Source organism: Pseudomonas sp. 102515, assembly GCF_031085165.1.
Classification (GTDB): Bacteria; Pseudomonadota; Gammaproteobacteria; order Pseudomonadales; family Pseudomonadaceae; genus Chryseomonas.
Genome location: NZ_JAVHTY010000002.1, coordinates 881,793 through 907,362 on the forward strand (window position 1 = coordinate 881,793; position 25,570 = coordinate 907,362).

A 25,570-nucleotide genomic window follows, 5' to 3' on the forward strand; every position below is an offset into this window, starting at 1 on the left:
GGCTGCTACTCCAGGAAGAGGGTGGCGGGTTGTTCGAGCAGCTGGCGCACGGCCTGGATGAAGCTGGCGGCGTCCTGGCCATCGATCAGCCGGTGGTCGAAGGAGGCGGAGAGATTCATCAGCTTGCGCGGCACCACCAGGCTATTGCGGAAGGCCGGGCGCTCGACGATGCGATTGACGCCGATGATGGCCACCTCGGGATGGTTGATGATGGGTGTGGAGGCGATGCCTCCCAGCGGACCGAGGCTGCTGATGGTCAGGGTCGAGCCGGAAAGTTCGTCGCGACCGGCCTTGCCGCTGCGTACCGCGGTGGCCAGCCGGGCCACTTCCTGGGCGCAGCCCCAGAGATCCAGTGTCTCGGCGTGGCGCACCACCGGCACCGCGAGCCCCTGTTCGCCCTGGGTGGCGATGCCCAGGTGCACGGCGCCGTAGCGGGTCACGGTGCTGCTCTCCTCGTCGAAGCGCGCATTCATCTGCGGATAGTCCCGCACGGCCACCACCAGGGCGCGAGCCAGGAAGGGCAGCAGGGTGAGATGGGCACGACGACCCTGCCAGCGCTGATTGAGGGTGGCGCGCAGGGCTTCCAGCTCGGTGACGTCCACCTCTTCCACATAGGTGAAGTGGGGGATATGCCGCTTGGCGGCCTGCATCTTCTCGGCGATCTTGCGTCTCAGGCCGATCAGCGGGATGCGCTCCTCGCCACTGCGTTTCGCCAGGCCACCGCCGCCGGTGGCGGGCGGCAGTCCGGCGTCGCGTTGCTGCACATAGGCTTCCAGATCGCCATGCAGGATGCGCCCGCCCTGACCGCTGCCGGTGACGAATCGCAACTCGATGCCCAGGTCCCAGGCGTGCTGGCGCACCGCCGGCGAAGCCAGCGGCGGGCTGCCGGAGACCGGACGGGAAGCCGGTCGCTCGGCGTCATGCGGAAGCTCCGGGTCCGTACGTCGCGGGACTGCGGCCGTCTCGGGCGTGGGTGCTTCCGCCGTGGGTGCTGGTGCTGGTGCTGCTGCTGGCGCCGGAGCGGCTTCCTCCGGCGCGGGGCGATTGGCGTCGCGCAGATTGCCGGCGCCGGCCACCTCCAGGCGAATCAGCTCGGCGCCCACGGCCAGCACCTGGCCGGGCTCGCCGCCCAGGGCGACCACCCGGCCCACCACTGGGGAGGGGATCTCCACCATGGCCTTGTCGGTCATGACGTCGGCCAGGGTCTGGTCTTCGCCGACTTCATCCCCCACCGCCACGTACCACTTGACCAGTTCCACCTCGGCGATGCCTTCGCCGATGTCGGGCATCTTGATGACATGGGTACCCATCTCAGACCTCCATGACGCGCTTGAGCGCGGCGCCGACCCGGGACGGACCCGGGAAGTAGTCCCATTCCTGGGCATGCGGATAGGGGGTGTCCCAGCCGGTGACGCGCTCGATGGGCGCCTCCAGGCGATGGAAGCAGTGCTCATGCATCAGGGACACCAGCTCGGCGCCATAGCCGCAGGTGCGGGTGGCCTCGTGGACCACCACGCAGCGGCCGGTCTTGTTCACCGAATCGGTGAGGGTCTGCAGGTCCAGCGGCCAGAGGCTGCGGATGTCGATCACCTCGGCGTCGATGCCGGTCTCGGCGGCGGCCGCCAGGGCGACCCAGACGGTGGTGCCATAGGTCAGCACCGTGACCTGCTTGCCGGGACGGACCACCGCGGCCCGTTCCAGCTCGACCCGGTAGTAGCCGTCCGGCACGGCACTGGCTGGATGGCCCGACCAGGGCGTCACCGGGCGGTCGTGGTGGCCGTCGAAGGGGCCGTTGTAGAGGCGCTTGGGTTCGAGAAAGATGACCGGATCGTCGCTCTCGATGGAGGCGATCAGCAGGCCCTTGGCGTCGTAGGGGTTGGAGGGCATCACCGTGCGCAGGCCGCAGACCTGGGTGAACATGGCCTCCGGGCTCTGGCTGTGGGTCTGGCCACCATAGATGCCGCCACCACAGGGCATGCGAAACACCAGCGGCGAGGTGAACTGGCCCACCGAGCGATAGCGCAGCCGCGCCGCCTCGGAGACGATCTGGTCGATGGCCGGGTAGACGTAGTCGGCGAACTGGATTTCCGCCACCGGCCGCAGGCCATAGGCGCCCATGCCCACCGCGGCGCCGGCGATGCCGTTTTCCGAGATGGGCGCATCGAACACCCGCGAGGCGCCATACTTGGCCTGCAGGCCCTCGGTGCAGCGAAAGACGCCGCCGAAATAGCCGACGTCCTCGCCGAACACCACCACGTTGTCATCGCGTTCGAGCATCACGTCCAGCGCCGAGCGGATGGCCTGGATCATGGTCAGGGTACTGCGGCTGCCGGCCTGGGTCGGCAGGTCGGTTTCCTGTTGTACGGTCATGGCGTCACTTCCCGAGCTGTTGGCGTTGGCGGCGCAGGTGCGGCGGCAGGTCCTGGTAGACCTCCTCGAACATGTCGGCGGCGCTGGGGGCGAGATCGCTGGCAAAGGTGCCGTGGGCTTCGGCGGCCTTCTGCGCGGCGGCCACCTCGGCTTCCAGCTCGGCAGTCAGCGCCTGGTGCTGCGCGTCCGACCAGAGGCCACGACCGATCAGGTGCGCCTTGAGCCGGTCGATGGGATCGCCCAGGGGGAAATGCGTCCAGTCATCGGCGGGACGGTACTTGGACGGATCGTCCGAGGTGGAGTGGGGGCCGGCGCGGTAGGTCACCCATTCGATCAGGGTCGGCCCCAGGTTGCGACGGGCGCGTTCGGCGGCCCAGCGCGAGGCGGCCAGCACGGCGAGGAAGTCGTTGCCATCCACCCGCAGGGCGGCGATGCCATAGCCGAGGCCACGGGTGGCCAGGGTGATGCCCTCACCGCCGGCGATGGCCTGGAAGGTGGAGATGGCCCACTGGTTGTTGACGATGTTGAGGATCACCGGCGCCCGGTAGACGTGGGCGAAGGTGAGGGCGGCATGGAAGTCGCCTTCGGCGGTGGCACCGTCGCCGATCCAGCCGGCGGCGATGCGGGTATCACCCTTGATCGCCGAGGCCATGGCCCAGCCCACCGCCTGGATGTACTGGGTGCCCAGGTTGCCGGAGATGGAAAAGAAGCCGAGGTCGCGGTAGGAGTACATCACCGGCAGCTGGCGACCCTTGAGCGGATCGCGGGCATTGGACAGCAGCTGGCAGATCATCTCGTCCAGCGGCGCCTCGCGGGCGATGAGGATGCCCTGCTGGCGATAGGTGGGGAAATGCATGTCGTCCGGGCGCAGCGCCAGGGTCTGGCCGACGGCGATGGCCTCCTCGCCCAGGCACTGCATATAGAAGGACAGCTTCTTCTGCCGCTGGGCCTTGAGCATCCGCGCATCGAACAGCCGCGTCTTGAGCATGGCCCTGAGGCCCTGCAGCAGCAGTTCGGGCGCTTCTTCTGTCGCCCAGGGGCCGACGGCGCGACCGTCTTCGTCGAGGATGCGGATCAGCTGGGTGGCCAGTTCACGGGTATCTACTGGCGCCACGTCCACCGGCGGCTTTTCCGCACGGCCGGCGGGGCAGAGTTGCAGGTAGCTGAAATCGGTGGGGCGTCCCGGTCGGCCGCTGGGCTCGGGGACGTGCAGGCGCAGGGGTGGGTAGTCGCTCATGACCGCCCCTCCAGCTGGATGAGGGTGCGGGCGGGTCGCAGGACGGGTTGACCGTCCGGATGCGATGCAGGGTGCCACATGGTGGAGGCCTCGGCATTCTTGTTATTGGTCACCTGAGTATAGGCCGGCATTGCTAGCCGTTTTGCCGCAATTTCGCGGTGGGCAGCCTGGGCTTTTGGTGCTATTGAACTCAGTACAAGAACAACAGTGGAGGCTTTGCACCATGGCTGGTCTGGACCGTATCGACCTGCGCATCCTCAACGCCCTGTCCGCCGATGGCCGTCTCAGCTGGCGCGATCTGGCGCAAAGGATCGGGCTGTCGCTGACCCCGACGCTAAGGCGGGTCAAGCGATTGGAGGAGGAGCGCTACATCCAGGGTTATCACGCCCAACTCGACGAAACCCGGCTGGCCGGCAGTGTCAGCGTTTTCGTCTCGGTGCGCCTGGAAAAGCAATCCACCGACTACCTGCGGGCCTTCGAACGGGAGATCGTCAAGGCACCCCAGGTGATGAGCTGTTTCCAGATGACCGGGGATGCCGACTATGTGCTGCGGGTGGTGGTGCAGGATCTCGCGAGCTATCAGCACTTTCTCGCCGAGACGCTGACCTGCATCCCCGGAGTGTCCAGCGTGACCTCGGCCTTTTCGCTCAAGGCGGTCCTGCTCAGGCCGGCGCCGCTGCTCTGACGGAAGGAGGGGGGCTAGCGGACACCCAGCGAGTGGCGGACCTGCTGCGCCTGGGCGGCACAATAGGCGCTGTCCCGCAGTCGGGCGATATCCAGTATCAGGATCAGGCGGCGGTCGCTGGACGCGCGGCCGCACTGTACCGGCAGACCGCCATCCGGGGTCAGCGGGCCGAACAGGCAGTCGACGTTGGGCAGTTGCGCAGCGAAGGCGTGGGTGAGGGCGAGCATGGGGAGGCATCCGGAGGGTCGAGGTGGCGATGTGACACTGTTCACATCGCCTGGGTTCCTCAACCTTCAGGCGCTGGGCGTAACCGAATAGGCGACGCCGTTCACTGCATCGATCAGCTGACCGATCGACCAGGGCTTGGGCAGGAAGCGCACCTGGCATTTGATGCTCGCGGTGGACGGCGTTTCATAGCCGGACATGACAATAATCGGCATGTCTGGCCAGCGCTTGCAGACCATGTTGGCCAGCTGCGCCCCGTCCATCGAACCCGGCATACGGATATCCGTGAGCAGCAGGTCGATGGTGGCGTCTTCCTTTTCCAACAGCGTCAGAGCGGTGTCGGCGGAGTCAGCGGCGATGATGTTGAAGCCTTCGGGTTCGAGGATCTCGCGGACGAAATCCGCGACCAGTGGCTCGTCGTCCACCACCAGGAGAGTGGGTCGGAAGACAGGGGTTCCCGGCTGTTCTGCGCGCATGACTGGACCTTATATACAAGACGTTGCTGAACCTTGGATAGCCGCGACCCGGGAAAATTCCCCAGCCTGCGTGCCAATGAATCTGGCGTCAGATTTCTGTCTCAAGGGTGTGATTATGTTTTCAGACGCAGCTTTTCGATGCTGCGACCCCATGTCGCGCACATTTGGTTACGTTTCCTTTAATGGCTCTGGGGCGGGACTTTCAGCGTGACAGCGAAGCGGAAGGACCGCCAGTCGAGTGAAAGGTTTCAGCGACCTGGCATATGACTTGTATTAGGTAGAGAACTGCAGGACGCAGAGTACTTTCTTGTCACGTCCCAGTGGCCTTACCTAAACCCAGGCTTCGCTCGTACACAAAGGACATCGACGCCACGCCTCCCAAAGCAGTACCTGTCCATGACGCCTATTCGCTCTGTTGTTACCGCCCTTCGTCGTCCGCTCGCCGCGGCCGCTGCTGTCGTCGCGCTGTCCGCTGGCTTCGCCCAGGCCGAGCCTGTCAGTCTGGTCGGTCTGAATCTGTCTGGTGCGGGCTTCGCGCCCCAGGTGCTGCCCGGCATAAACGGCACCAATTACATCTTCCCGGTGGAAGCCTACTTCCAGCAGTGGAGCGCGCGAGGCGTGAAGCTGATTCGCTTCCCCATCATCTGGGAGCGCCTGCAGCCCAGCCTGGGCGGACCGCTGGACAGCGCCTACGTGGCCCTGGTGAACCAGACCTTCGGCTATGCGCAGAAGCACGGCATCAAGATCATCCTCGACCTGCACAACTACGCCCGCTATCGCGGTCAGGTGATCGGCACCAGTGGCGTACCCTACGCCCGCTACCAGGAGATCATGACCCATATCGCGCGGCAGTGGAGCGGTCAGTCCTCGCTGTACGCCTACGACATCATGAACGAGCCCCACGATGCCATGGCTTACTGGCCGACCGCGGCCCAGTACGGCATCAATGGCGTGCGCGCGGTGGACAGCACCCGGCCGGTGATCGTCGAAGGCAACGGCTGGTCGAGCGCCACCCGCTGGGCCGAATTCAACGATGTCCTGCTGGGGCTGAAGGACCCGGCCAACAACATCATCTTCTCGGCGCATTCCTACTTCGACGAGAACGCCGGCGGCAGCTACGACAAGACCGACGTCAACAAGCTCGATGCCAACTATGGCGTGACCCGGGTGAAGCCCTTCGTCGACTGGCTGAAGAAGAACGGCAAGCGCGGCTACATCGGTGAATTCGGCGTCCCGGACAACAATCCGCGCTGGAACCTGCTGATGGACAACATGCTGGCGTACCTCAAGCAGAACTGCATCCCGGCCTCCTACTGGGCTGCCGGTCCCGGCTGGGGCAGCTACTTCATGTCGGTGGAGCCGATCAATGGCCAGGAGCGACCGCAGTGGCCGACCCTGCGCAAGTACCTGGACGACAGCAGCTGCACCGCCATCGGCCCGGTCGCCAGTGGCAGCACCGCGCCGGCTACCGGCGGTACCGCCACCGGCAACAGCGGCTCGGCAGGCGGCAGCGCCGGCGCCGTGGGCAATTCCGGTAGCGGCAGCAACACCGGCAACGCAGGCAACGCAGGCAACACCGGTGGCAACGCCGAGGTGCAGATTCCGCCGAGCACCGGTGCGACCGCCGGTACCGTGACCTCGGTGGTCAACGACTTCACCAACCCGGACTGGCACAAGGGGGTATTCCTCAAGAAGGCCGCTATCTCGGTACCCGGGACCGCGGTGAATCGCGCCGCCTTCAAGGCCGGTGCCTACCTGACCACCGCGGATGGCCAGGTGCGGCGGATTTCCGGGGTGCAGGTCGGCAACAGCCTGGGCGTCTTCACCGAGGGCACGCCGTTCAACGGCAACGCCGTGGGCTATCCCAAGACCGTGACCGTGTCGCCTACCGGCGTGACCAGCGCCGCCAGCGTCAGCAGCACCATCAACGACTTCACCAATTCCGACTGGAATCGCGGCGTCTACCGTCGCGCCGCGGCCATCTCCATCCCGGCCACCGCGGCCAATCGCTCGGCCTTCAAGCTGGGTGGCTCGGTACGCCTCGTCAATGGCCAGATCCTCAAGATCAGCTATGTGCAGGAGGGCGCGAGCAACCTGGGGGTATTCTTCGACGCCAGCCGCTTGGATGCCAGCGTCGGCTACCCCAACACCCTGGTGTCCTTCAGCCGCTGATAGCCAGGAGCGGGCAACAAAAAACCCGGTGGCCATTGGTCACCGGGTTTTTTGTTGCCCGCTCAAAGATGGATGAAGGTGGTGACCTCACCCGGCTGCACCCGGCATTCGTCCACGGCATGGATCACGCCGGTGGTCAGGGCCGCTTCCGGGCTCAGCAGCCGGGCATTGGCCTTGAGGCAGCTGTGGATGTCCAGGGCTTCGGCGGCACCGGCCGTACGCTCGGCGACGATGCGGGCGTAGAGATCCAGGTCGTAGTCCAGGCACATGGCGTATTCGGCCATGCGCGCATGGTCCACCGAGTTGTTCAGATTCCAGTAGAAGGAATGGTAGAGGAACTTGCTGTGGCGACTGGCGGTGCGGTGTTCGCCAGCCAGGAAGAGGATGTTGCCCATGGACTCGACGGTACCCAGGTTGTGGGTGTGCACCGGCACCGGCAGGGACAGCAAGAAGTTGTACATCGTGAAGCCGTAGCTGCAATCGCCGCCCATGGTGGCGATCTTCAGCAGGATGCGCGAGGCGTCCTGCTGGACCGCCTGGGAGCACTGGGCGATCAGCTGGCCGCAGCTGGTGGAATTGATGGGACCGGTGAAATGGATGACATGGGTGCTCATGGGGCCTACCGACGCGCCGGGGAGCCCGGCGGAGGGCAGGGCTCTATGTCTTCTGCTTCGGCGACTTTCGGGTCGGCTTGAGTGCCGGCGCCGGCTCGCCGACGAAACGCATCCGGCAGGGACTGACCGCGCTTCAGCGCAGCAGCAGCATCGGCACCTCGGTCTTGTGCAGCAGCTGGGTGGTGCGACTGCCGCGCAGGAAGCGCCAGACCGAGGAGTGGCTGTAGGCACCCATGATCAGTAGATCGGCCCGGCGTTCGTCGAGGTGGCGGGGGACGATGCGCTCCACATCGCCATGGGCGACGGTGGTGTCCACCCGGCAACCGGCGCTGCGCAGCAGCAGGGCCAGGTCATCCAGGCGCTTGCGCAGGATCGGATCGTCTTCGCCAACGCGCAGCAGCGTGCCGCTCATGCCGGCCAGCAGCGGACTGCGCGCCAGCGCCAGGATGCCTTGGTGGGTGGCTTCCCGGCCGTCATAGGCGATGGTGAACTGGCGCGGTGGCTTGAAGGGGCCCGAGCAGATCAGGATCGGCCGGTGCACGGCGCGCACCACGGCTTCGAGCTGGCTGCCGATGCCGCTGTCTCCGGAGCGCTCGCCCCGCTTGCCGATCACCAGCAGGCGGGTGTCCGCCTCCAGGGTCTTGAGGGTGTCCACCAGCCCCTCGGGGCGGCGCAGGATCTGCGGCGCCGAGGTCAGGCCCTGCTGCAGCAGGCGCTGGCGGGCATTGAGCAGCAGCGCCTTGGCCAGGCCGGCGCCGACGTCATCGTCCAGATAGACCGGGGCGCCGTTGGCGACCTTCTTGCCGCTGCTGGCCGACTCCTGCACATGCAGCAGGGTGACGGGTGCATCCAGCCGTCGCGACAACCAGGCGGTGTGGTCGCAGACGCTCTCGGCGTGGGGGGATCCATCGATGCAGGCGAGCAGGGAGGCCATAACGGTATTCCTTGGCGAGACCGGGACCAGACACGATCCCTGTCAGGAGCGTAGCACCGGCCCAGCGCCGTCCAGATGACGCCTGGATGTCATCTTCGGCTTTTGCTGGGCAGGTCACGGCCGTCATCCCGGACGCCCTCACATTTCGTAGCGATCGAGTTCCCGGGTGATCAACAGCCGCTGGATTTCACTGGAGCCTTCGTAGATCTGGGTGATACGGATATCGCGGTAGTACTGCTCCACCGGATAGTCCTCCAGGTAGCCGTAGCCGCCATGGATCTGGATGGCCTTGGAGCACACCCACTCGCCCGTCTCGGTGGCGAACAGCTTGGCCTGGGAGGCTTCGCTCAGGCAGGGCTGGCCGGCCGTGCGCAGCCGCGCGGCATGCAGGATCAGCAGCCGCGCGGCGTTGAGGCGCGTATGCATGTCGGCCAGCATGTTGGCGATGCTCTGGTGCTGGATGATCGCCTTGTCGAACTGGATGCGCTCGCGGGCATAGCCCAGCGCCGCCTCGAAGGCCGCGCGGGCGATGCCCAGGGCCTGGGCGGCGATGCCGATGCGACCGCCCTCCAGGTTGGAGAGGGCGATGGCCAGGCCCTTGCCGCGCTCGCCCAGCAGGTTGGCCGCCGGGATGCGGCAGTTGTCCAAGGTGACCGCGCAGGTGTCGGAGGCGCGTAGGCCCATCTTGTGCTCGGTGCGCTCGACGCGAAAGCCGGGGGTGTCGGTAGGCACCAGAAAGGCCGACAGGCCCTTCTTGCCCAACTCCGGATCGGTCACCGCGAAGACGATGGCCAGGCCCGCGCGGCGACCGTTGCTGACGAATTGCTTGCTGCCATTGAGCACCCAGCTGTCGCCTTCCAGTACCGCCCGCGTGCGCAGATTGTGCGCCTCGGAGCCGGCCTGGGGTTCGGTCAGGCAGAAGCAGCCGATGACCTTGCCGGCGGCCAGGTCGGGCAGCCAGCGGTCCTGCTGTGCGGCGCTGCCGTAGCGCAGCAACGGGCCGCAGCCCACCGAGCTGTGGATGCTCATCAGGGCGCCGAGACTGCCGTCGCCGGCGGAGATCTCTTCCACCGCCAGGGCATAGGCGACGTAATCCATATAGGTGCCGCCCCATTGCTCGGGCACCACCATGCCCAAGAGCCCCAGTTCACCCAACTGGGCGACCACGGCGTCGTCGATCCATTCGGCCTTTTCCCAGGCCCGGGCGTGGGGCGCCACCTCGCGACGGGCGAAGTCACGCGCCAGGTCGCGGATCATGCGTTGTTCTTCGGAGAGTTCGATGTCGTGCATGAGAGCCTCCCTCAGGAATGGCGAAAATCGGAAAAAAAGGCTGCGACGCGGCGGGGATCGAGCTCCTGCCAGCGGGCCGGATTCCAGTGCGGCGTGCGGTCCTTGTCCACCAGCATGGCGCGCACCCCCTCGACGATCTCGCCCTTTTCGAACCAGCGGCGATCCAGGTGCAGCTCCAGGGCGAAGCACTGCTCCAGCGCCAGCCCGCTGCCCTGGCGCAGCAGCTCCAGGGCGGTGGCAACCGCCAGCGGCGAACGGGCATCCAGGGTGGCGAGGGTGTCCTGCGCCCAGTCGCGATAGGCGGGGCGCTGCTCGGCCTGCAGGCCGGCGCGCAGCTCTTCGACGGTGGCTGCCGCGAAGTGCTCGGCGATGGCCGGGCGCAAATCGGTCAGGCGCGCGTTTTCGGCCGGCGCCGCGGCGAACTCCTGCAGCAGCGCGGCCAGATCGGTCGGTCCCTGTGCCGTGGCCGCCTCCAGGCGCTGCAGCAGGTCGTCGTTGGCCGCTGCGGGAATGAAGACGTCGGCCAGGCCGGCGGCCAGGGCGTCGGCCGGGCCGATCTGCACGCCGGTCAGGCCCAGATAGAGACCCAGCTGGTCGGGCAGGCGTGGCAGGAAATGGCTGGCGCCGACGTCGGGGAAATAGCCGATGGCGGTTTCCGGCATGGCCATCCGGGTGCGCTCGCTGACGATCCGCAGCCGCGCCGCCTGGACCAGGCCCATGCCGCCGCCCAGCACCAGCCCGTGGGCCAGGGCCAGCACCGGCTTGGGATAGCGGTGCAGTGCCAGGTCGAGGGCGTATTCCTCGGTGAAGAAGGTCAGGTGCAGGTCGTCGCCGCGCTGGTAGCTGTCGTACAGCGCCCGGACATCGCCGCCGGCGCAGAAGGCCTTGGGCCCGTTGCCGCGGAGCACGACCACCCGTATCCCCGGGTCCTGCTCCCAGTCGCGCAGCGCCCCGTGCAGGGCGCGCACCATCTCCAGATCCAGGGCATTGAGCCCGGCCGCTCGATCCAGGGTCAGGTAGCCGACCCCGCCGCGTCTTTCCAGCAGCACCTTGGCGTCGCTCATGCACCGTCCTCGTCCAGGTAGTCCTGGATGATGGCCGAGAAATCCAGGGCGCCGCCACCTGCGCGGCTGAATCTCTGGTAGAGCTGCTGCGCGACCGCCCCGAGGATCACCGGCTGGCGCACGGCCCGCGCCGCCTCGGTGGCCAGGCCCAGGTCCTTGAGCATGAGCTCGGCGGCGAAGCCGCCCTGGTAGCCGCGCGAAGCCGGCGCCTGGGGCAGCACGTCCGGATACGGGTTGTTGACCTCCGAACTCCAGCAGCGCCCGCTGCTGGTATTGATCACCCCGGCCAGGGTCTTGGCGTCCATGCCCAGGCGGGTGCCCAGGGCCATGGCCTCGGCCACCCCGATCATGGAGATGCCCAGCAGCAGGTTGTTGGCGACCTTGGCCACCTGGCCATTGCCGCTGGCGCCGCAGTGGACCAGGTTGCGGCCCATGGCGGCCAGCAATGGCTGGGCACGCTGGAAGCCGGCTTCGCTGCCGCCGACCATGAAAGTGAGGGTGCCCGCCGCGGCGCCACCGGTGCCGCCGGAGACCGGGGCGTCCAGCAGTTCCAGGCCGCGCTCGGCGGCGGTGCTGGCCACCGCCCGGGCGCTGAGCGGATCGATGGTGGAGGAATCGATCAGCAGCGTGCCCGGCCGGGTCCGGGCGATCAGCCCGTCTTCGCCGAGATAGACCGTCTTGACCTGGGCGGCCGCGGGCAGCATGGTGATGATCACGTCCGCGCCACTCTCCGCCACGGCGGTGGGCGAGGCGGCGACCTCGGCCCCTTCGGCGCGCAGCACCTCCAGCGCGGCGGGGGAGAGGTCATAGACGGTCAGCTGATGGCCGGCCTTGAGCAGGTTGCGGGCCATGGGCGCGCCCATGTTGCCCAGTCCCAGAAATCCCAGATGCATGCTGGCGCCTCCCTTACTTGAGGGTGATGGTGGTGTTGACGACCCCGGCACTGCCGACGTCCTGCTCGTCGGGCCAGCGCGTGGTGATGGTCTTGGTCTGGGTGTAGAAGAGCACCGCCTGCTTGCCATAGGGCCCTAGGTCACCCAGCTTGGAGGCGCGCGAACCGCTGAAGGAAAACAGCGGCACCGGCACCGGGATGGGCACGTTGATGCCGACCTGGCCGACATCGATGTCTTCCTGGAAGCGACGGGCCGCGGCGCCGGAGCGGGTGAAGAGGGCGACGCCATTGCCATTGGGGTTGGCGTTGATCAGGGCGATGGCCTCGTCGAGGGTAGCGGCGTGCATCACGCAGAGCACCGGCCCGAACAGCTCTTCGCGATACAGGGTCATGTCGGTGGTCACCCCGGAAAACAGCGTCGGGCCGACGAAGTTGCCCTTCTCGTAGCGCTCGACCTGGATGTTGCGGCCGTCCAGCTCCAGGGTCGCGCCTTCGCTCACGCCGCGCTCGATCAGGCCGCTGACCCGGTCCAGCGCATGGCAGGAGATCAGCGGGCCGACGTCGGTGCCATTCTCGTGACCCGCACCCACCTTGAGGCTGCGCGCCTTGGCCACCAGGTCCGGCACCCAGCTGTTGGCCTCACCGACCAGCACCACCACCGAGACCGCCATGCAGCGCTGACCCGCCGCACCGAAGGCGGCGCCCACCAGGTTGGCCAGGGTCTGCTCGCGGGGCGCGTCGGGCATCACCACCGCGTGGTTCTTGGCGCCCATCATGCACTGGACCCGCTTGCCGGCCTCGCTGGCGCGGCGATAGACGTGGGTGCCGACACGGGTTGAGCCGACGAAGGACAGTGCCTTGATGTCCGGGTGATCGCAGAGGGCGTCCACCACCGCCGCTCCGCCATGGACCACGTTGAGCACCCCGGGCGGCACCCCGGCTTCCAGCGCCAGCTCGGCCAGGCGCATGGTCACCAGCGGATCCTGCTCCGAGGGCTTGAGGACGAAGGTGTTGCCGCTGGCGATGGCCATGGGAAACATCCACAGCGGGATCATCGCCGGGAAGTTGAAGGGGGTGATGCCGGCACAGACGCCCAGGGGTTGCAGCAGCGTGTACGTGTCCACCCCGCTGGCGACGTTGTTGGCCAGTTCGCCCAGTTGCAGGTTGCCGATGGCCGCGGCGTGCTCCACCACCTCCAGGCCGCGGAAGACATCGCCCTCGGCGTCGGCCAGGGTCTTGCCCTGCTCGGCGGTGAGCAGGGCGGCCAGTTCGCTCATGTGCTCGCGGATCAGTTGCTGGTAGCGCAGAAAGATGCGCGCCCGGGCGCCGATGGGTGTCTTGCGCCAGGTGGCGAAGGCCGTCTTGGCACTGGCCACGGCGCGCTGCACCTCCTCGGCGGTGGCGAAGGGCACCCGCGCCAGCACCTCCTGGGTCGCCGGATTGATCACCTCGCGGCTTTCGCGGCTGGTGGAGGTGACGAAGTGGCCGTCGATCAGCAGCGGCACGTCTTGGATGGCGGTCTGGGTCATGACAGGGATTCCTGAGCGGTGGCCGTGGCGGCAGGGGCAGGTTGGGCGGCGAAGTCTTCTTCGGCGTAGTCGTGGAGATCGGAGGTGCCGCGGGCGCGGCGCTGGGCCTCGCCGAGGCGCAGCTCGATGCGGCGGATCTTGCCGGACAGCGTCTTGGGTAGTTCGCTGACGAATTGCAGGCGGCGCACCCGCTTGTAGGGCGACAGGCAGCCACGGGCGAAGCCGAGCAGCTCCTGCGCGAGCGCAGGCGAAGGCGCGTGGCCGGCGGCGAGGATGATGAAAGCCTTGGGCACATTGAGACGCAAGGGGTCGGGGCTCGGTACCACCGCCACCTCCATCACCGCCGGGTGCTCGATCAGCGCACTCTCCAGTTCGAAGGGGCTGATGCGGTAGTCCGCCGATTTGAAGACGTCATCGGCGCGACCGACGAAGGTGATATAGCCCTCGGCATCACGCACCGCGGTATCGCCGGTCCGGTAGTGGCCGTCGCGCATCACCTCGGCGGTCTTTTCCCGACTGTCCTCGTAGCCCAGCATCAGCCCGGCCGGTCGCGGCTGGAGCGACAGGGCCACCTCGCCGTCATCGCCCGGCTGGCCATCGGCATCCAGCAGCTCGACGTGGCACCCGGGCAGCGGGCGCCCCATGGAGCCTGGCTTGAGCGGCTGTCCGGGGGTGTTGCCCACCAGGGCGGTGGTTTCCGACTGGCCGAAGCCATCTCTCAGGGGCAGCCCCCAGGCCGCCTGCAGGCTGTCGATGATCTCGGGATTGAGCGGCTCGCCCGCGCCGACCAGTTCGCGCAGATCGAGTCGATCACGATAGGCGGCGAGATCCTCCTGGATCAGCATCCGCCATACCGTTGGCGGCGCGCAGAGGCTGGTGATCGGATAGCGCGCCAGCACCTCCAGCAGCGCCTGGGGCTTGAAGCGCGGCACGTCCTGGATGAACACGCAGGCGCCGGCGTTCCAGGGCGCGAAGACGCAACTCCAGGCATGCTTGGCCCAGCCGGGCGAGGAGATATTGAGGTGTACGTCGCCTGGCTGCAGGCCGATCCAGTAGAGGGTGGACAGGTGCCCGACCGGATAGCTGCTATGGCTGTGCAGGACCAGCTTGGGCCGCGAAGTGGTTCCCGAGGTGAAGTAGAGCAGCAGTGGATCCGCGGCCCGGGTCGGCCCATCGGGCAGGAAATCGCTGGCGCAGGCGGCGGGTGCGTAAGGCTGCCAACCCGCGACCGGCGACCCGACGCAGATCCGGGTAAGGCCCGGATCCAGGCTGGTGCAACGCTCCGTGTGGGCGCTGCCCACCACCAGATGGGCGATACGCCCGCGCTGCACCCGATCCTGCAGATCGGCATCGCTGAGCAGGGTGGTGGCGGGCACCACCACGGCGCCCAGCTTGAAGGCGCCGAGCAGGGTCTCCCACAGCGCCACCTCGTTGCCCAGCATCACCAGGATGCGTTCGCCGCGCTGCACGCCCTGGGCGCGCAGGAAATTGGCGGTGCGATTCGACGCCTGGCGCAGCTCGGCGAAGCTGTAGCGTTCTTCCCGGCCTTCGGCATCGAGTCGCCACAGCGCCGGACCGGCATGCTCCTCGGCCAGGCGATCGAAATGGTCCAGCGCCCAGTTGAAATGTTCCAGCTCCGGCCAGCGAAAGTCGCGGGCGGCCGTGGCGTAGTCGGTACGATGGCGCAGCAGGAAGTCGCGCGCGTCACGGAAAGCGTCGCCCGCGGTCATGGGCGATACCCCGCGGCCTGCAGGGTCGGAAAGGAAGGGCAGCGTCCGGCCTGGCGCCGGGAGGGGGCGTGCGGATGGGTCATGGTGGCCTGCTCTTTATTGTTGTTGGCTGGCAGAAGTTCGCGCCGTCACCGCTCGTGACGCGACTCGGTAAGCAGTATAGTTCCGGCAAAAGTCCCCTGGCTTCCGACAAAAACGCCCGACCGATATGCAAAAATCCAATAACCCGGCTGCGCGGCTCGACTGGGACGACCTCAGGTTCTTCCTGGAGGTGGCACGCACCCAGAAGGCCAGCGCCGCCGCTCGGCGGCTGGGGGTCGACTACACCACCGTCTCGCGGCGAATCGCGGCGCTGGAGAAGGCGCTCGGTGCCCTGCTGTTCGAGAAATCGCGCAGTACCGGCTTCAGCCTCACCATGGAGGGCCAGCGCCTGCTGGTGCATGCCGAGACCCTGGAGAGCACCCTGCAGACCGCCTGCGAGCAGATCTCCGATACCCGGCTGGCGCCGTCCGGCCAGGTCCGCATCGGCGCCACCGAAGGCTTCGGCAGCTACTTCGTCGCGCCGCAGCTGAGTTTCTTCCAGGATCGCTATCCCGGTATCACCCTGGAGGTGCTGCCGGTGCCGCACTTCGTCAATCTGTCGCGCCGCGAAGCCGACATCGCCATCACCCTGGAACGGCCCGAGCGCGGGCCCTATGTCTGTCGCAAGCTCTGCGACTACCGCCTGCGGCTCTATGCCACCGCCGACTACCTGGCCAGCCATCCGCCCATCACGCAGCTGGCCGATCTGCAGCGCCACCGATTCATCACCTACGTCGACGATCTCGCCTTCAGCCCCGAGCTGCTCTATCTGGAGCGCATCCTGCCCGAGGCCAGCAGCGGCCTGCGCAGCACCAGCGTGATCGCCCAGTACCAGGCCGCCCTGTGCGGACACGCCCTGGCCATCCTGCCGTGCTTCGTCGCCGAGCCCGATGCGCGACTGGTGGCGCTGTTGCCGGAGCAGATCCAGATCACCCGGCAGTTCTGGCTCTACTACCGCGAAGACCTGCGCCGCCTGCGCCGCATCACCCTGGTGACCGACTACCTGCGCGCCTGCACCGACGCCAATCGCGACTTCCTGCTCGGTGAAACCCGCGCGCCGGTGCTGGGCTGGCCGGCGTCCTGAAGCCCGTCGCCGATCGGTGCGGCACCCCAGGACCCGGCTGGGGTCTCAGAGCTGTCGGCCGTCCCTCGACGGCCTCCAGTGAACAGATGGGAACGGCAATGGAACGATATCAGGCATTGAGTCAGGCGCTGAGCAAGGCGGCCGAGCGGGAAGAAGCCTACTGGCAAGAGCTGGAGCGTCGCCTGCATGAATTGCCGGACTGCTTCACCCGCTACCTGGGGCTCACTCCGGCGGATCAGGTAGACGCCGGGCTGGGCCTGGAAAAGCGCGTCGATGGCAACATCGTGCGCGAGCTGGAAGTCTATGCGCGTTACGACCTCACGGTGATCGTCGATGACCTGGCCGGCACCCCCCAGACCTTCGCCATCGGCCTGTCCTTCTTCTATACCAACGATCACTTCGTACTGAAGGAGCGCGAGGGCGAATTCTCCGTCGCCCTGGAACCCCAGGACGATCCCGACCGCTTCTGGGATGAGGGCTGCCGCGAGATCTACGACTCCCTGGCCCGCCGTATCCGCGGCAAGACCCTGCCCGCCATCGAGTAGGGGAGGCGGCCGCTCGGGCCGCCGCTTCTCAGACGGGAGTCACCAGGGTCCCATCGGTGAAATAGCGCTCCATGTTGGCCAGCACCAGATCGGCCATGGCCTGGCGCGTTTCCCGGGTGCCGCTGCCGAGGTGCGGGGTGAGGACCACGTTGTCCAGCGCCAGCAAGGCCTCGGGGACCTGGGGTTCGTCGGCGAAGACGTCCAGGCCGGCACCGCCCAGGGCTCCCGCCTGCAGCGCGTCTACCAGGGCCTGCTCGTCGACCACGCTGCCGCGGGCGATATTGATCAGATAGCCCCGCGGACCCAGGGCGGCGAGGATGCGGGCATCGATCAGCCCGTCGGTGGCGGGGCCTCCTGGTAGCGACAGGACCAGGAAATCCGCCGCCTTCGCCAAGTCTTCCAGATCGGCGTGATAACGATAGGGGACGTCCGATTGCCGCTGGCGACCGTGGTAGGCCACCTCCATGCCGAAGGCCTCCACCCGGCGGGCGATGCTCTTGCCGATATTACCCAGCCCGACGATGCCGCAGGTCTTGCCGGCCAGGCGCGAGGTCAGCGGAAACCTGCCCGAACGCCAGTCGCCGCGGCGCACGAAACGATCCGCGGCGCTGATGCCCCGCGCCACATCGATCAGCAGGGCGAAGGCGGTGTCGGCGACGCAGTCGTCCAGCACGCCCGGGGTGTTGCTCACGACCACGCCCAGGTCTCGTGCCGCGGCGATGTCGATGCTGTCGTAGCCCACCCCGAAACTGAACACCGCCTGCAGGCCGGGCAGGGCGCTCATCAACTCGCGCGTCGCGCCATGGACCCCGGAGGTGACCAGGGCCACCACGTCCTGGCCACGCGCGGCGAGCAGTGCGGACGGGTCGGGCGCTTCCCAGAGCCGCAGCACCTCATGGCGTGAATCGAGGGCGTCCTGCAGGGCAGGCAGCAGCGGACCCACCTGCAGCAGCAGTGGACGTTCGTTCTGTTCAGGCATCTCTAGACTCCTTGGAAAAAGCAGGGGCGGCGAACCCGCCCCGAAACGGCAGGGCTTTAGCCCAGCAACTGCAGGCCCAGCTGGATCGCGACCCAGATCGCCAGCAGGGTGGCGAAGCCCAGCGCCAGGTTCTCGAACCAGTTGTTGCGGTACTCGTCGCCCAGCAGTGACTTCTGGTTGGACATGATCAGCAGCCCCAGGGAGATCACCGGCAGGCCGACGATGTTGAGGGCATTCACGCCGATGGTCAGGGTCACGAAGTCGGGCATGCCCGGCAGCGACCATACCAGCGGCGTCACCAGGATGAAGAGCAGGAACCACTTGTGCGCCGGGTCCTTGTGAAAGGTCTTGCCATAGCGTTCGCGGCGTTCCGGACGGATGTGCTGCAGGGCGTCGGTGATCAGCATGGGGAAGGCGGTGGTCTTGCCCACCACGCTGGCGAACAGGGTGGCGAAGACGCCGGTGAAGAAAATCAACCAGCCGCCCGAGCCGAAGAACAGTTCCAGCGCCGAGCCCAGGTCATTCAGGGTGTTCACCTGCAGGCCGTTGGGTCTGAGGATTTCCACGCCGACGACCCAGATGGCTAGATTGATGATGATGCCAACCACCACCGCGAACAGCAGGTCGTTGCGCTGGATGCGCTTGTGCTCCGGGCCGGTCCAGCCCTTTTCCTTCATCACATAGGGATGCACGAAGTTGGCGATGGAACCGGCCACGGCGCCAATGACCGACACGGCCACCAGCAGAGCCCCATGCACGCCTTCGTCCGGCGGAATGCTGAAGCCGATGGTGCCGCGCAGGATGCCGCCCAGGTCCGGGCCCGACATCACCGCCAGGGTGATGAAGGCCAGGGTCATGACCGCCAGCAGCACCTTCATCACGCCTTCGATCAGGGCATAGAAGTTGCGCCCCACCAGCAGCCAGACCGCAATCACCACCGCCACCGAGCAGAGCAGCGGATAGTCGACATGGAGGAGGGTAGCCAGGGCCTCGCCAGCGCCCTTGAGCATGTAGGCGTTGGTCAGGTGCCCCATGATCAGCGCATAGCCGAGCATGAACCAGGCGAACACCGGGTGCAGCTGGGCATAGCCTTCGAGGATCGACATGCCGCGGTTATTGCACAGCTGGAAGCGAGCGATGATGTTGACGATGAGAAAGCGCAGCAGCAGGGACACCGCCAGCACCCACATCATGGCGTAGCCGTAGTTGGCACCTGCCACCGAGGAGGTGATGAGGTCCCCGGCGCCCAGCCAGGACAGCACCGCGATGATGCCGGGGCCCAGTAGCTTCGCCAGGCGGCGTAGTCCGGAGGTTTGCTCCTTGATCTCGGGGACGGATTTCTCGACGGAACCGGATTGGTCCATTGGGGCGGTTCTCCTAACGATTGTTGTTGTTGTGAATAAGGCCGGAGGCGGCCGTTCCGTTAGCTTGCCCTTCAGGGTTTAGCACTACATATGACGTCGTACAACTAAAGGCGGGCAACAAAATGTTGCTCTCGACCTGCCCCGTCGGGCTCGCTTCGGTAACGCCCGTACGCACCGCGGGATCAAGCCAGGTGACTTCGCCTGAGACTGTCTCTAGAATGGTCGCCCTTGATTCTGGGGGGTCGGAGTGCCGGCCTGTTTCTGTGCCACGAGGAATATCCATGCAAGTTTCCGTTGAAAACACCTCTGCTCTCGAGCGTCGCATGACCATTGGCGTGCCGGCCGAGCGTATTGAAACCGAAGTGAACAAGCGTCTGCAGCAGACTGCACGGCGTGCCAAGGTTCCCGGTTTCCGCCCGGGCAAGGTACCCATGAGCGTCATCCGCCAGCGCTACGAAGCCTCGGCTCGTCAGGAAGCCTTGGGTGATCTCATTCAGGAAACCTTCTACGAAGCCGTTGTCGAGCAGAAGCTCAATCCGGCCGGCGCACCCGCCGTCGAACCCAAGGTGTTCGAAAAGGGCAAGGACCTGGAATACGTCGCCACCTTCGAAGTCTTCCCCGAGTTCGAAGTCAAGGGCCTGGACGGCATCGAGATCGAGCGTCAGGACGCAAGCGTCGAAGACGCCGACATCGACAAGATGCTCGACGTGCTGCGCAAGCAGGGCACCCGTTACGAGGCCGTTGACCGTGCTGCCGCCAACGATGACCAGGTCACCATCGATTTCGTCGGCACCCAGGATGGCGAAGCCTTCGCCGGTGGCTCCGCCGAGAACACCAAGCTGGTGCTGGGTTCGGGTCGCATGATCCCCGGTTTCGAAGACGGCCTGGTCGGTGCCAAGGCCGGTGACGAGCGCGTGCTCGACCTGACCTTCCCCGAGGACTACCAGAACCTGGATCTGGCCGGCAAGGCCGCCCAGTTCAAGGTCACCGTCAAGGAAGTGGCCGCGCCCGAGCTGCCCGAACTGAACGAAGCCTTCTTCAAGCAGTTCGGCGTGGAAGAGACCACTGTCGAAGGTTTCCGCGCCGAAGTGCGCAAGAACATGGAGCGCGAGCTGCGCCAGGCCCTCAAGACCAAGGTCAAGAACCAGGTCATGGACGGTCTGCTGGCCGCCAACCAGATCGACGTTCCGGCTGCTCTGATCAGCAACGAAGTGGATCGTCTGCGCGTTCAGGCCGTCCAGCAGTTCGGTGGCAACATCCAGCCCGAGCAACTGCCGGCCGAGCTGTTCAGCGAACAGGCCAAGCGCCGCGTGCTGCTGGGTCTGATCATCGCCGAGATGGTCAAGCAGTTCGAGCTCAAGCCCGATGATGCCCGCGTCCGCGAGCTGATCGAGGAAATGGCGGCGGCCTACCAGGAGCCCGAGCAGGTAGTGAAGTGGTACTACCAGAACGAGCAGCAGCTGAACGAAGTGCGTTCGGTTGTACTGGAAGAACAAGTCGTGGATACTGTCCTCAAGCAGGCAAAAGTCACCGACAAGCAGGTCTCCTACGAGGACGCGGTCAAACCGGCCGAGGCTCCGCAAGCAGCCTGATCTGCCTCCAGTTGCTAGTTCACCTAAGCCAGCCTCGTGCTGGCTTATGTGTTTTTGACAGGTCATCCAGATAGGGAGCTAGTGCAGGACATGTCCCGCAATTCATACATGCAATCCATGCCCGATATTCAAGCCGCTGGCGGTCTGGTACCCATGGTGGTGGAGCAATCCGCCCGGGGCGAGCGCGCCTACGACATCTACTCCCGGCTGCTCAAGGAGCGGGTCATCTTCCTGGTGGGTCAGGTCGAGGACTACATGGCCAATCTGGTCGTCGCCCAGCTGCTGTTCCTGGAAGCGGAGAATCCTGACAAGGACATCCACCTCTATATCAACAGCCCGGGTGGTTCGGTGACCGCCGGCATGTCGATCTACGACACCATGCAGTTCATCAAGCCCGACGTTTCGACCATCTGCATCGGCCAGGCCTGCAGCATGGGCGCCCTGCTGCTGGCAGGCGGTGCCGCCGAGAAGCGCTTCTGCCTGCCGCACTCGCGGATGATGATTCACCAGCCGCTGGGCGGCTTCCAGGGTCAGGCGTCGGACATCGAAATTCACGCCCGTGAAATTCTGACCATCCGTGAGCGTCTGAACAAGGTACTGGCGCATCACACCGGTCAGCCCATGGACGTGATCGCCCGCGACACCGACCGTGACAACTTCATGAGTGGCCCCGAAGCCGTTGCCTACGGCCTGATCGACAAGGTCCTCGAGAAGCGCAACATCCCCGCCTGACCCCCCCTCGACCACCTGCCCAGGCGCCGTCGTTTGGGCAGGTAGGCTTGAAAAACCGTGCAATAGGCTCCATCTTGTTGATGTAAGCACATTCCATTGGATCGATCGAATGACAGATACGCGCAATAGCGACGATAACGGCAAGCTGCTTTACTGCTCCTTCTGCGGCAAGAGTCAGCACGAAGTACGTAAATTGATCGCTGGACCCTCCGTCTTCATCTGCGACGAATGCGTCGACCTGTGCAATGACATCATCCGCGAGGAAGTCCAGGAAGCTCAGGCCGAAAGCAATGCGCACAAGCTGCCAGCGCCGAAGGAAATCAGCGCCATCCTCGACCAGTATGTCATTGGTCAGCAGCGTGCCAAGCGGGTCCTCGCCGTTGCCGTCTACAACCACTACAAGCGTCTGAATCAGCGCGAGAAGAAGGACGACGTCGAACTGGGCAAGAGCAACATCCTGCTCATCGGCCCGACCGGTTCGGGCAAGACCTTGCTGGCGGAAACGCTGGCGCGCCTGCTCAACGTGCCTTTCACCATCGCCGATGCCACCACTCTGACCGAAGCCGGTTATGTGGGTGAGGACGTCGAGAACATCATTCAGAAGTTGCTGCAGAAGTGCGACTACGATGTGGAAAAGGCCCAGATGGGTATCGTCTACATCGACGAGATCGATAAGATCTCGCGCAAGTCCGACAACCCTTCCATCACCCGCGATGTGTCGGGCGAGGGCGTGCAGCAGGCCCTGCTGAAGCTGATCGAAGGTACCGTGGCGTCGGTTCCGCCTCAGGGTGGCCGCAAGCATCCCCAGCAGGAATTCCTGCAGGTCGATACCCGCAACATCCTGTTCATCTGCGGTGGCGCCTTCGCCGGTCTGGAAAAGGTCATTCAGAACCGTTCCACCAAGGGTGGCGGCATCGGCTTCAACGCCGAGGTACGCAGCGTGGAGCTGGGCAAGAAGATCGGCGAATCCCTGCGTGACGCCGAGCCCGAGGATCTGGTCAAGTTCGGTCTGATTCCCGAGTTCGTCGGCCGTCTGCCGGTCATCGCGACCCTGGACGAGCTGGACGAGCCGGCGCTGATGCAGATCCTGACCGAGCCGAAGAACGCCCTGACCAAGCAGTACGCCAAGCTGTTCGAGATGGAAGACGTGGATCTGGAATTCCGTCCCGACGCCCTCAAGGCGGTCGCCCGCAAGGCGCTGGAGCGCAAGACCGGTGCCCGGGGTCTGAGATCCATCCTCGAAGGCATCCTGCTCGAGACCATGTACGAGATTCCTTCGCAGAAGGAAGTCAGCAAGGTGGTCATCGACGAGAGCGTCATCGACGGGAGTTCCCAGCCGCTGCTCATCTACGAGAACAGCGAGCCCGCCAAGGCGGCGCCGGACGCGTGACAGAAGGGGCTTCGGCCCCTTTTTCATTTCAGCGACGGTTGTATTTTGCGGCGGCCAACCTCATGTTAGAGGAAACCGAGGCCTTAACCGCATCTGCGGCCGATTATTTGCCGAGACCCGTATCCCATGACTACGACGATAGAACTTCCCCTGCTGCCCCTACGTGACGTAGTGGTCTATCCCCACATGGTCATCCCATTGTTCGTCGGAAGGGAAAAGTCCGTCGAGGCCCTCGAGGCCGCCATGGCTGGCGACAAGCAGATCCTGCTGGTCGCGCAGAAGAATCCCGGCGATGACGACCCGGCGGCGGATGACATGTATCACATGGGTACGGTCGCAACCGTTCTCCAACTGCTCAAGCTGCCCGATGGTACCGTCAAGGTCCTGGTCGAGGGCGAGCAGCGTGGCCGTATCGAGTCCTTCGTCGAGAGCCAGGCCTACGCCCGTGCACTGGTCACGCTGATCGAGGACAGCGAAGCTCCGGATCGCGAATCCGAGGTGTTCTCGCGCAGCCTGATGAGTCAGTTCGAGCAATACGTGCAGCTCGGCAAGAAGGTTCCCGCCGAGGTGCTGTCCTCGCTCAACAGCATCGAGGACCCCAGCCGCCTGGTCGACACCATGGCCGCGCACATGGCGCTGAAGATCGAGCAGAAGCAGGAAATCCTCGAGATCACCGAGCTGGGTGCGCGTGTCGAGCACGTGCTGGCCCTGCTGGATGCGGAAATCGACCTCCTGCAGGTGGAGAAGCGCATCCGCGGCCGTGTCAAGAAGCAGATGGAGCGCAGCCAGCGCGAGTACTATCTCAACGAACAGATGAAGGCCATCCAGAAAGAACTGGGTGACATCGACGAAGGGCACAACGAGGTCGATGACCTCAAGCGTCGCATCGAAGCCGCCGGTCTGCCCAAGGATGCCCTGGCCAAGGCCAATGCCGAGCTGAACAAGCTCAAGCAGATGTCCCCGATGTCGGCTGAAGCCACGGTGGTGCGCTCCTACATCGACTGGCTGGTGAACGTGCCGTGGCAGGCCGAAAGCAAGGTCCGCCTGGACCTGGGGCGTGCCGAGGAAGTCCTCGACAAGGACCATTACGGTCTCGAGGAAGTGAAGGAACGCATCCTCGAATACCTCGCCGTGCAGAAGCGCGTGAAGAAGGTGCGCGGCCCGGTGCTGTGCCTGGTCGGTCCGCCCGGGGTGGGCAAGACCTCCCTGGCCGAGTCGATCGCCCGCTCCACCGGTCGCAAGTTCGTACGCATGGCCCTGGGTGGCGTGCGTGACGAAGCCGAGATCCGCGGTCACCGCCGCACCTACATCGGCTCCATGCCGGGTCGTCTCATCCAGAAGATGACCAAGGTCGGGGTGCGCAATCCGCTGTTCCTGCTCGACGAAATCGACAAGATGGGTAACGACATGCGCGGCGATCCCGCCTCCGCGTTGCTCGAGGTCCTGGACCCGGAGCAGAACCATACCTTCAACGACCATTACCTCGAAGTGGACTACGACCTCTCCGACGTGATGTTCGTCTGCACCGCCAACTCCATGAACATTCCGGCGCCGCTGCTGGATCGCATGGAAGTCATTCGCCTGCCGGGCTATACCGAGGCGGAAAAGGTCAACATCGCCACCCGCTACCTGATTCCCAAGCAGGTCAAGGCCAACGGCCTGAAGAAGGGCGAGGTGGAGTTCGATGAGGCCGCGCTGTGCGACATCATCCGCTACTACACCCGCGAAGCGGGCGTCCGGAGCCTGGAGCGCCAGGTGGCCAAGGTCTGCCGCAAGGTGGTCAAGCAGCACGCCCTGAGCAAGGAGCGTACCGCCAGCGTCACCGTGGACACCCTGGAGCACTGGCTGGGCGTACGCAAGTTCCGCTACGGTCTCGCCGAGCAGCAGGATCAGATCGGTCAGGTGACCGGGCTGGCCTGGACCCAGGTGGGTGGCGAACTGCTGACCATCGAGTCCGCGGTCGTTCCCGGCAAGGGCCAGATGATCAAGACCGGTTCGCTGGGCGATGTGATGGCCGAGTCCATCACCGCGGCCCTGACCGTGGTCCGCAGCCGTGGTCGCAGCCTGGGTATTCCCAAGGACTTCCACGAGAAGCACGACATCCATATCCACGTCCCCGAAGGCGCGACGCCCAAGGACGGTCCGAGTGCCGGTATCGGCATGTGCACGGCGCTGGTCTCGGCGGCCACCCGCATTCCGGTCCGTGCCGACGTGGCCATGACCGGCGAGATCACCCTGCGTGGTCAGGTCCTGGCCATCGGCGGCCTCAAGGAAAAGCTGCTCGCGGCCCACCGTGGCGGCATCCGTACCGTGATCATTCCGGAAGAAAACGTCCGGGATCTGCGGGACATTCCGGACAACATCAAGGCCGACTTGCAGATCAAGCCGGTCAAATGGATTGACGAGGTCTTGGAGGTTGCGCTGCAATACACCCCGGAGCCGCTTCCGGACGATGGTCCGGAGCTCGTCAGCAAGGACGAGAAGCGGGATCAGGAAGGCAAGGAGCGCGTCAGTACCCACTGACAGCGTACCTGGGCTTGATGGGCGGGCTGCCAGACGAGGTTGCTGGTGCTCCGCCGTCCTGC

22 protein-coding genes are annotated in these 25,570 nt (G+C 65.7%); 8 read left to right on the plus strand and 14 right to left on the minus strand.

The features are described from left to right. Positions 1-5: 5 nt before the first annotated feature. From RCF34_RS11185 to RCF34_RS11195, 3 genes are read right to left on the minus strand one after another with little or no spacing between them, the layout of a single operon-like run. Complete coding sequence (locus RCF34_RS11185) at positions 6-1,310, minus strand: dihydrolipoamide acetyltransferase family protein (protein ID WP_308708215.1); 1,305 nt, start codon at positions 1,308-1,310, stop codon at positions 6-8. A 1-nt stretch (position 1,311) separates the two neighbouring features. After that, entirely contained in the window at positions 1,312-2,370 is a 1,059-nt protein-coding gene (locus RCF34_RS11190) for an alpha-ketoacid dehydrogenase subunit beta (RefSeq protein ID WP_308708216.1), read from the minus strand. A gap of 4 nt (positions 2,371-2,374) precedes the next feature. After that, on the minus strand, positions 2,375-3,607 hold the full coding sequence (locus RCF34_RS11195; protein WP_308708217.1) for a thiamine pyrophosphate-dependent enzyme: 1,233 nt from the start codon (positions 3,605-3,607) through the stop codon (positions 2,375-2,377). 223 nt (positions 3,608-3,830) lie between these two features. On the opposite strand from RCF34_RS11195, the gene RCF34_RS11200 reads away from it, so the two are divergent. Beyond that, entirely contained in the window at positions 3,831-4,292 is a 462-nt protein-coding gene (locus RCF34_RS11200; protein ID WP_308708218.1) for an Lrp/AsnC family transcriptional regulator, read from the plus strand. 14 nt (positions 4,293-4,306) lie between these two features. Here the strand turns inward: RCF34_RS11200 and RCF34_RS11205 are convergent, their stop codons facing one another. Further along, entirely contained in the window at positions 4,307-4,519 is a 213-nt protein-coding gene (locus tag RCF34_RS11205; RefSeq protein ID WP_308708219.1) for a hypothetical protein, read from the minus strand. 66 nt (positions 4,520-4,585) lie between these two features. Then, positions 4,586-4,993 carry a response regulator gene (locus RCF34_RS11210; RefSeq protein WP_308708220.1) on the minus strand — a complete coding sequence of 136 codons (408 nt, stop codon included), beginning with the start codon at positions 4,991-4,993 and terminating at the stop codon, positions 4,586-4,588. 396 nt (positions 4,994-5,389) lie between these two features. On the opposite strand from RCF34_RS11210, the gene RCF34_RS11215 reads away from it, so the two are divergent. Further along, the gene (locus RCF34_RS11215) at positions 5,390-7,165 is read left to right on the plus strand and encodes a glycoside hydrolase family 5 protein (protein ID WP_308708221.1); all 1,776 of its coding nucleotides are present in this window, start codon (positions 5,390-5,392) and stop codon (positions 7,163-7,165) included. 62 nt (positions 7,166-7,227) lie between these two features. Here the strand turns inward: RCF34_RS11215 and RCF34_RS11220 are convergent, their stop codons facing one another. The 7 genes from RCF34_RS11220 to RCF34_RS11250 form a co-directional block, all read right to left on the minus strand. Beyond that, positions 7,228-7,779: an ATP-dependent Clp protease proteolytic subunit gene (locus RCF34_RS11220; RefSeq protein WP_308708222.1), complete on the minus strand. Its 552-nt coding sequence runs from the start codon at positions 7,777-7,779 to the stop codon at positions 7,228-7,230. Between the two features lie 133 nt (positions 7,780-7,912). Then, positions 7,913-8,713, minus strand: a complete 801-nt coding sequence (locus RCF34_RS11225; protein ID WP_308708223.1) for a universal stress protein — start codon at positions 8,711-8,713, stop codon at positions 7,913-7,915. A 138-nt stretch (positions 8,714-8,851) separates the two neighbouring features. After that, positions 8,852-10,003 carry an acyl-CoA dehydrogenase family protein gene (locus RCF34_RS11230; RefSeq protein ID WP_308708224.1) on the minus strand — a complete coding sequence of 384 codons (1,152 nt, stop codon included), beginning with the start codon at positions 10,001-10,003 and terminating at the stop codon, positions 8,852-8,854. Between the two features lie 11 nt (positions 10,004-10,014). Next, positions 10,015-11,067, minus strand: a complete 1,053-nt coding sequence (locus RCF34_RS11235; RefSeq protein WP_308708225.1) for an enoyl-CoA hydratase/isomerase family protein — start codon at positions 11,065-11,067, stop codon at positions 10,015-10,017. Beyond that, positions 11,064-11,960 carry a 3-hydroxyisobutyrate dehydrogenase gene (gene mmsB, locus RCF34_RS11240; protein WP_308708226.1) on the minus strand — a complete coding sequence of 299 codons (897 nt, stop codon included), beginning with the start codon at positions 11,958-11,960 and terminating at the stop codon, positions 11,064-11,066. The genes RCF34_RS11235 and mmsB overlap by 4 nt, the downstream gene beginning before the upstream one ends. A gap of 13 nt (positions 11,961-11,973) precedes the next feature. Next, entirely contained in the window at positions 11,974-13,488 is a 1,515-nt protein-coding gene (locus RCF34_RS11245; RefSeq protein WP_308708227.1) for a CoA-acylating methylmalonate-semialdehyde dehydrogenase, read from the minus strand. Beyond that, positions 13,485-15,218, minus strand: coding sequence for an AMP-binding protein (locus tag RCF34_RS11250; protein ID WP_308708228.1), 1,734 nt, complete (start codon positions 15,216-15,218; stop codon positions 13,485-13,487). Before RCF34_RS11250 ends, RCF34_RS11245 begins: the two co-directional genes overlap by 4 nt. A gap of 208 nt (positions 15,219-15,426) precedes the next feature. Between RCF34_RS11250 and RCF34_RS11255 the strand changes: the two genes are divergently transcribed. Both RCF34_RS11255 and RCF34_RS11260 read left to right on the plus strand, forming a co-directional pair. Further along, complete coding sequence (locus RCF34_RS11255; RefSeq protein ID WP_308708229.1) at positions 15,427-16,383, plus strand: LysR family transcriptional regulator; 957 nt, start codon at positions 15,427-15,429, stop codon at positions 16,381-16,383. Between the two features lie 98 nt (positions 16,384-16,481). Then, a complete protein-coding gene (locus tag RCF34_RS11260) occupies positions 16,482-16,928 on the plus strand; it encodes a hypothetical protein (protein ID WP_308708230.1) in 447 nt (148 codons plus the stop codon). A gap of 28 nt (positions 16,929-16,956) precedes the next feature. Here RCF34_RS11260 and RCF34_RS11265 read toward each other — a convergent pair whose 3' ends face one another. Together RCF34_RS11265 and RCF34_RS11270 are read right to left on the minus strand one after the other, a co-directional pair. Further along, positions 16,957-17,907, minus strand: coding sequence for a 2-hydroxyacid dehydrogenase (locus RCF34_RS11265; RefSeq protein ID WP_308708231.1), 951 nt, complete (start codon positions 17,905-17,907; stop codon positions 16,957-16,959). A gap of 56 nt (positions 17,908-17,963) precedes the next feature. Beyond that, positions 17,964-19,271, minus strand: a complete 1,308-nt coding sequence (locus RCF34_RS11270) for an Nramp family divalent metal transporter (RefSeq protein WP_308708232.1) — start codon at positions 19,269-19,271, stop codon at positions 17,964-17,966. A gap of 281 nt (positions 19,272-19,552) precedes the next feature. Between RCF34_RS11270 and tig the strand changes: the two genes are divergently transcribed. From tig to lon, 4 genes are all read left to right on the plus strand, one after another. Continuing rightward, complete coding sequence (gene tig, locus RCF34_RS11275) at positions 19,553-20,863, plus strand: trigger factor (protein WP_308708233.1); 1,311 nt, start codon at positions 19,553-19,555, stop codon at positions 20,861-20,863. Positions 20,864-20,953: 90 nt separating this feature from the next. Further along, positions 20,954-21,595: an ATP-dependent Clp endopeptidase proteolytic subunit ClpP gene (gene clpP, locus RCF34_RS11280; protein ID WP_007162222.1), complete on the plus strand. Its 642-nt coding sequence runs from the start codon at positions 20,954-20,956 to the stop codon at positions 21,593-21,595. A 109-nt stretch (positions 21,596-21,704) separates the two neighbouring features. Beyond that, the gene (gene clpX, locus RCF34_RS11285; protein WP_133859302.1) at positions 21,705-22,985 is read left to right on the plus strand and encodes an ATP-dependent Clp protease ATP-binding subunit ClpX; all 1,281 of its coding nucleotides are present in this window, start codon (positions 21,705-21,707) and stop codon (positions 22,983-22,985) included. A 126-nt stretch (positions 22,986-23,111) separates the two neighbouring features. After that, entirely contained in the window at positions 23,112-25,508 is a 2,397-nt protein-coding gene (lon, locus tag RCF34_RS11290; RefSeq protein ID WP_308708234.1) for an endopeptidase La, read from the plus strand. Positions 25,509-25,570: the final 62 nt, after the last annotated feature.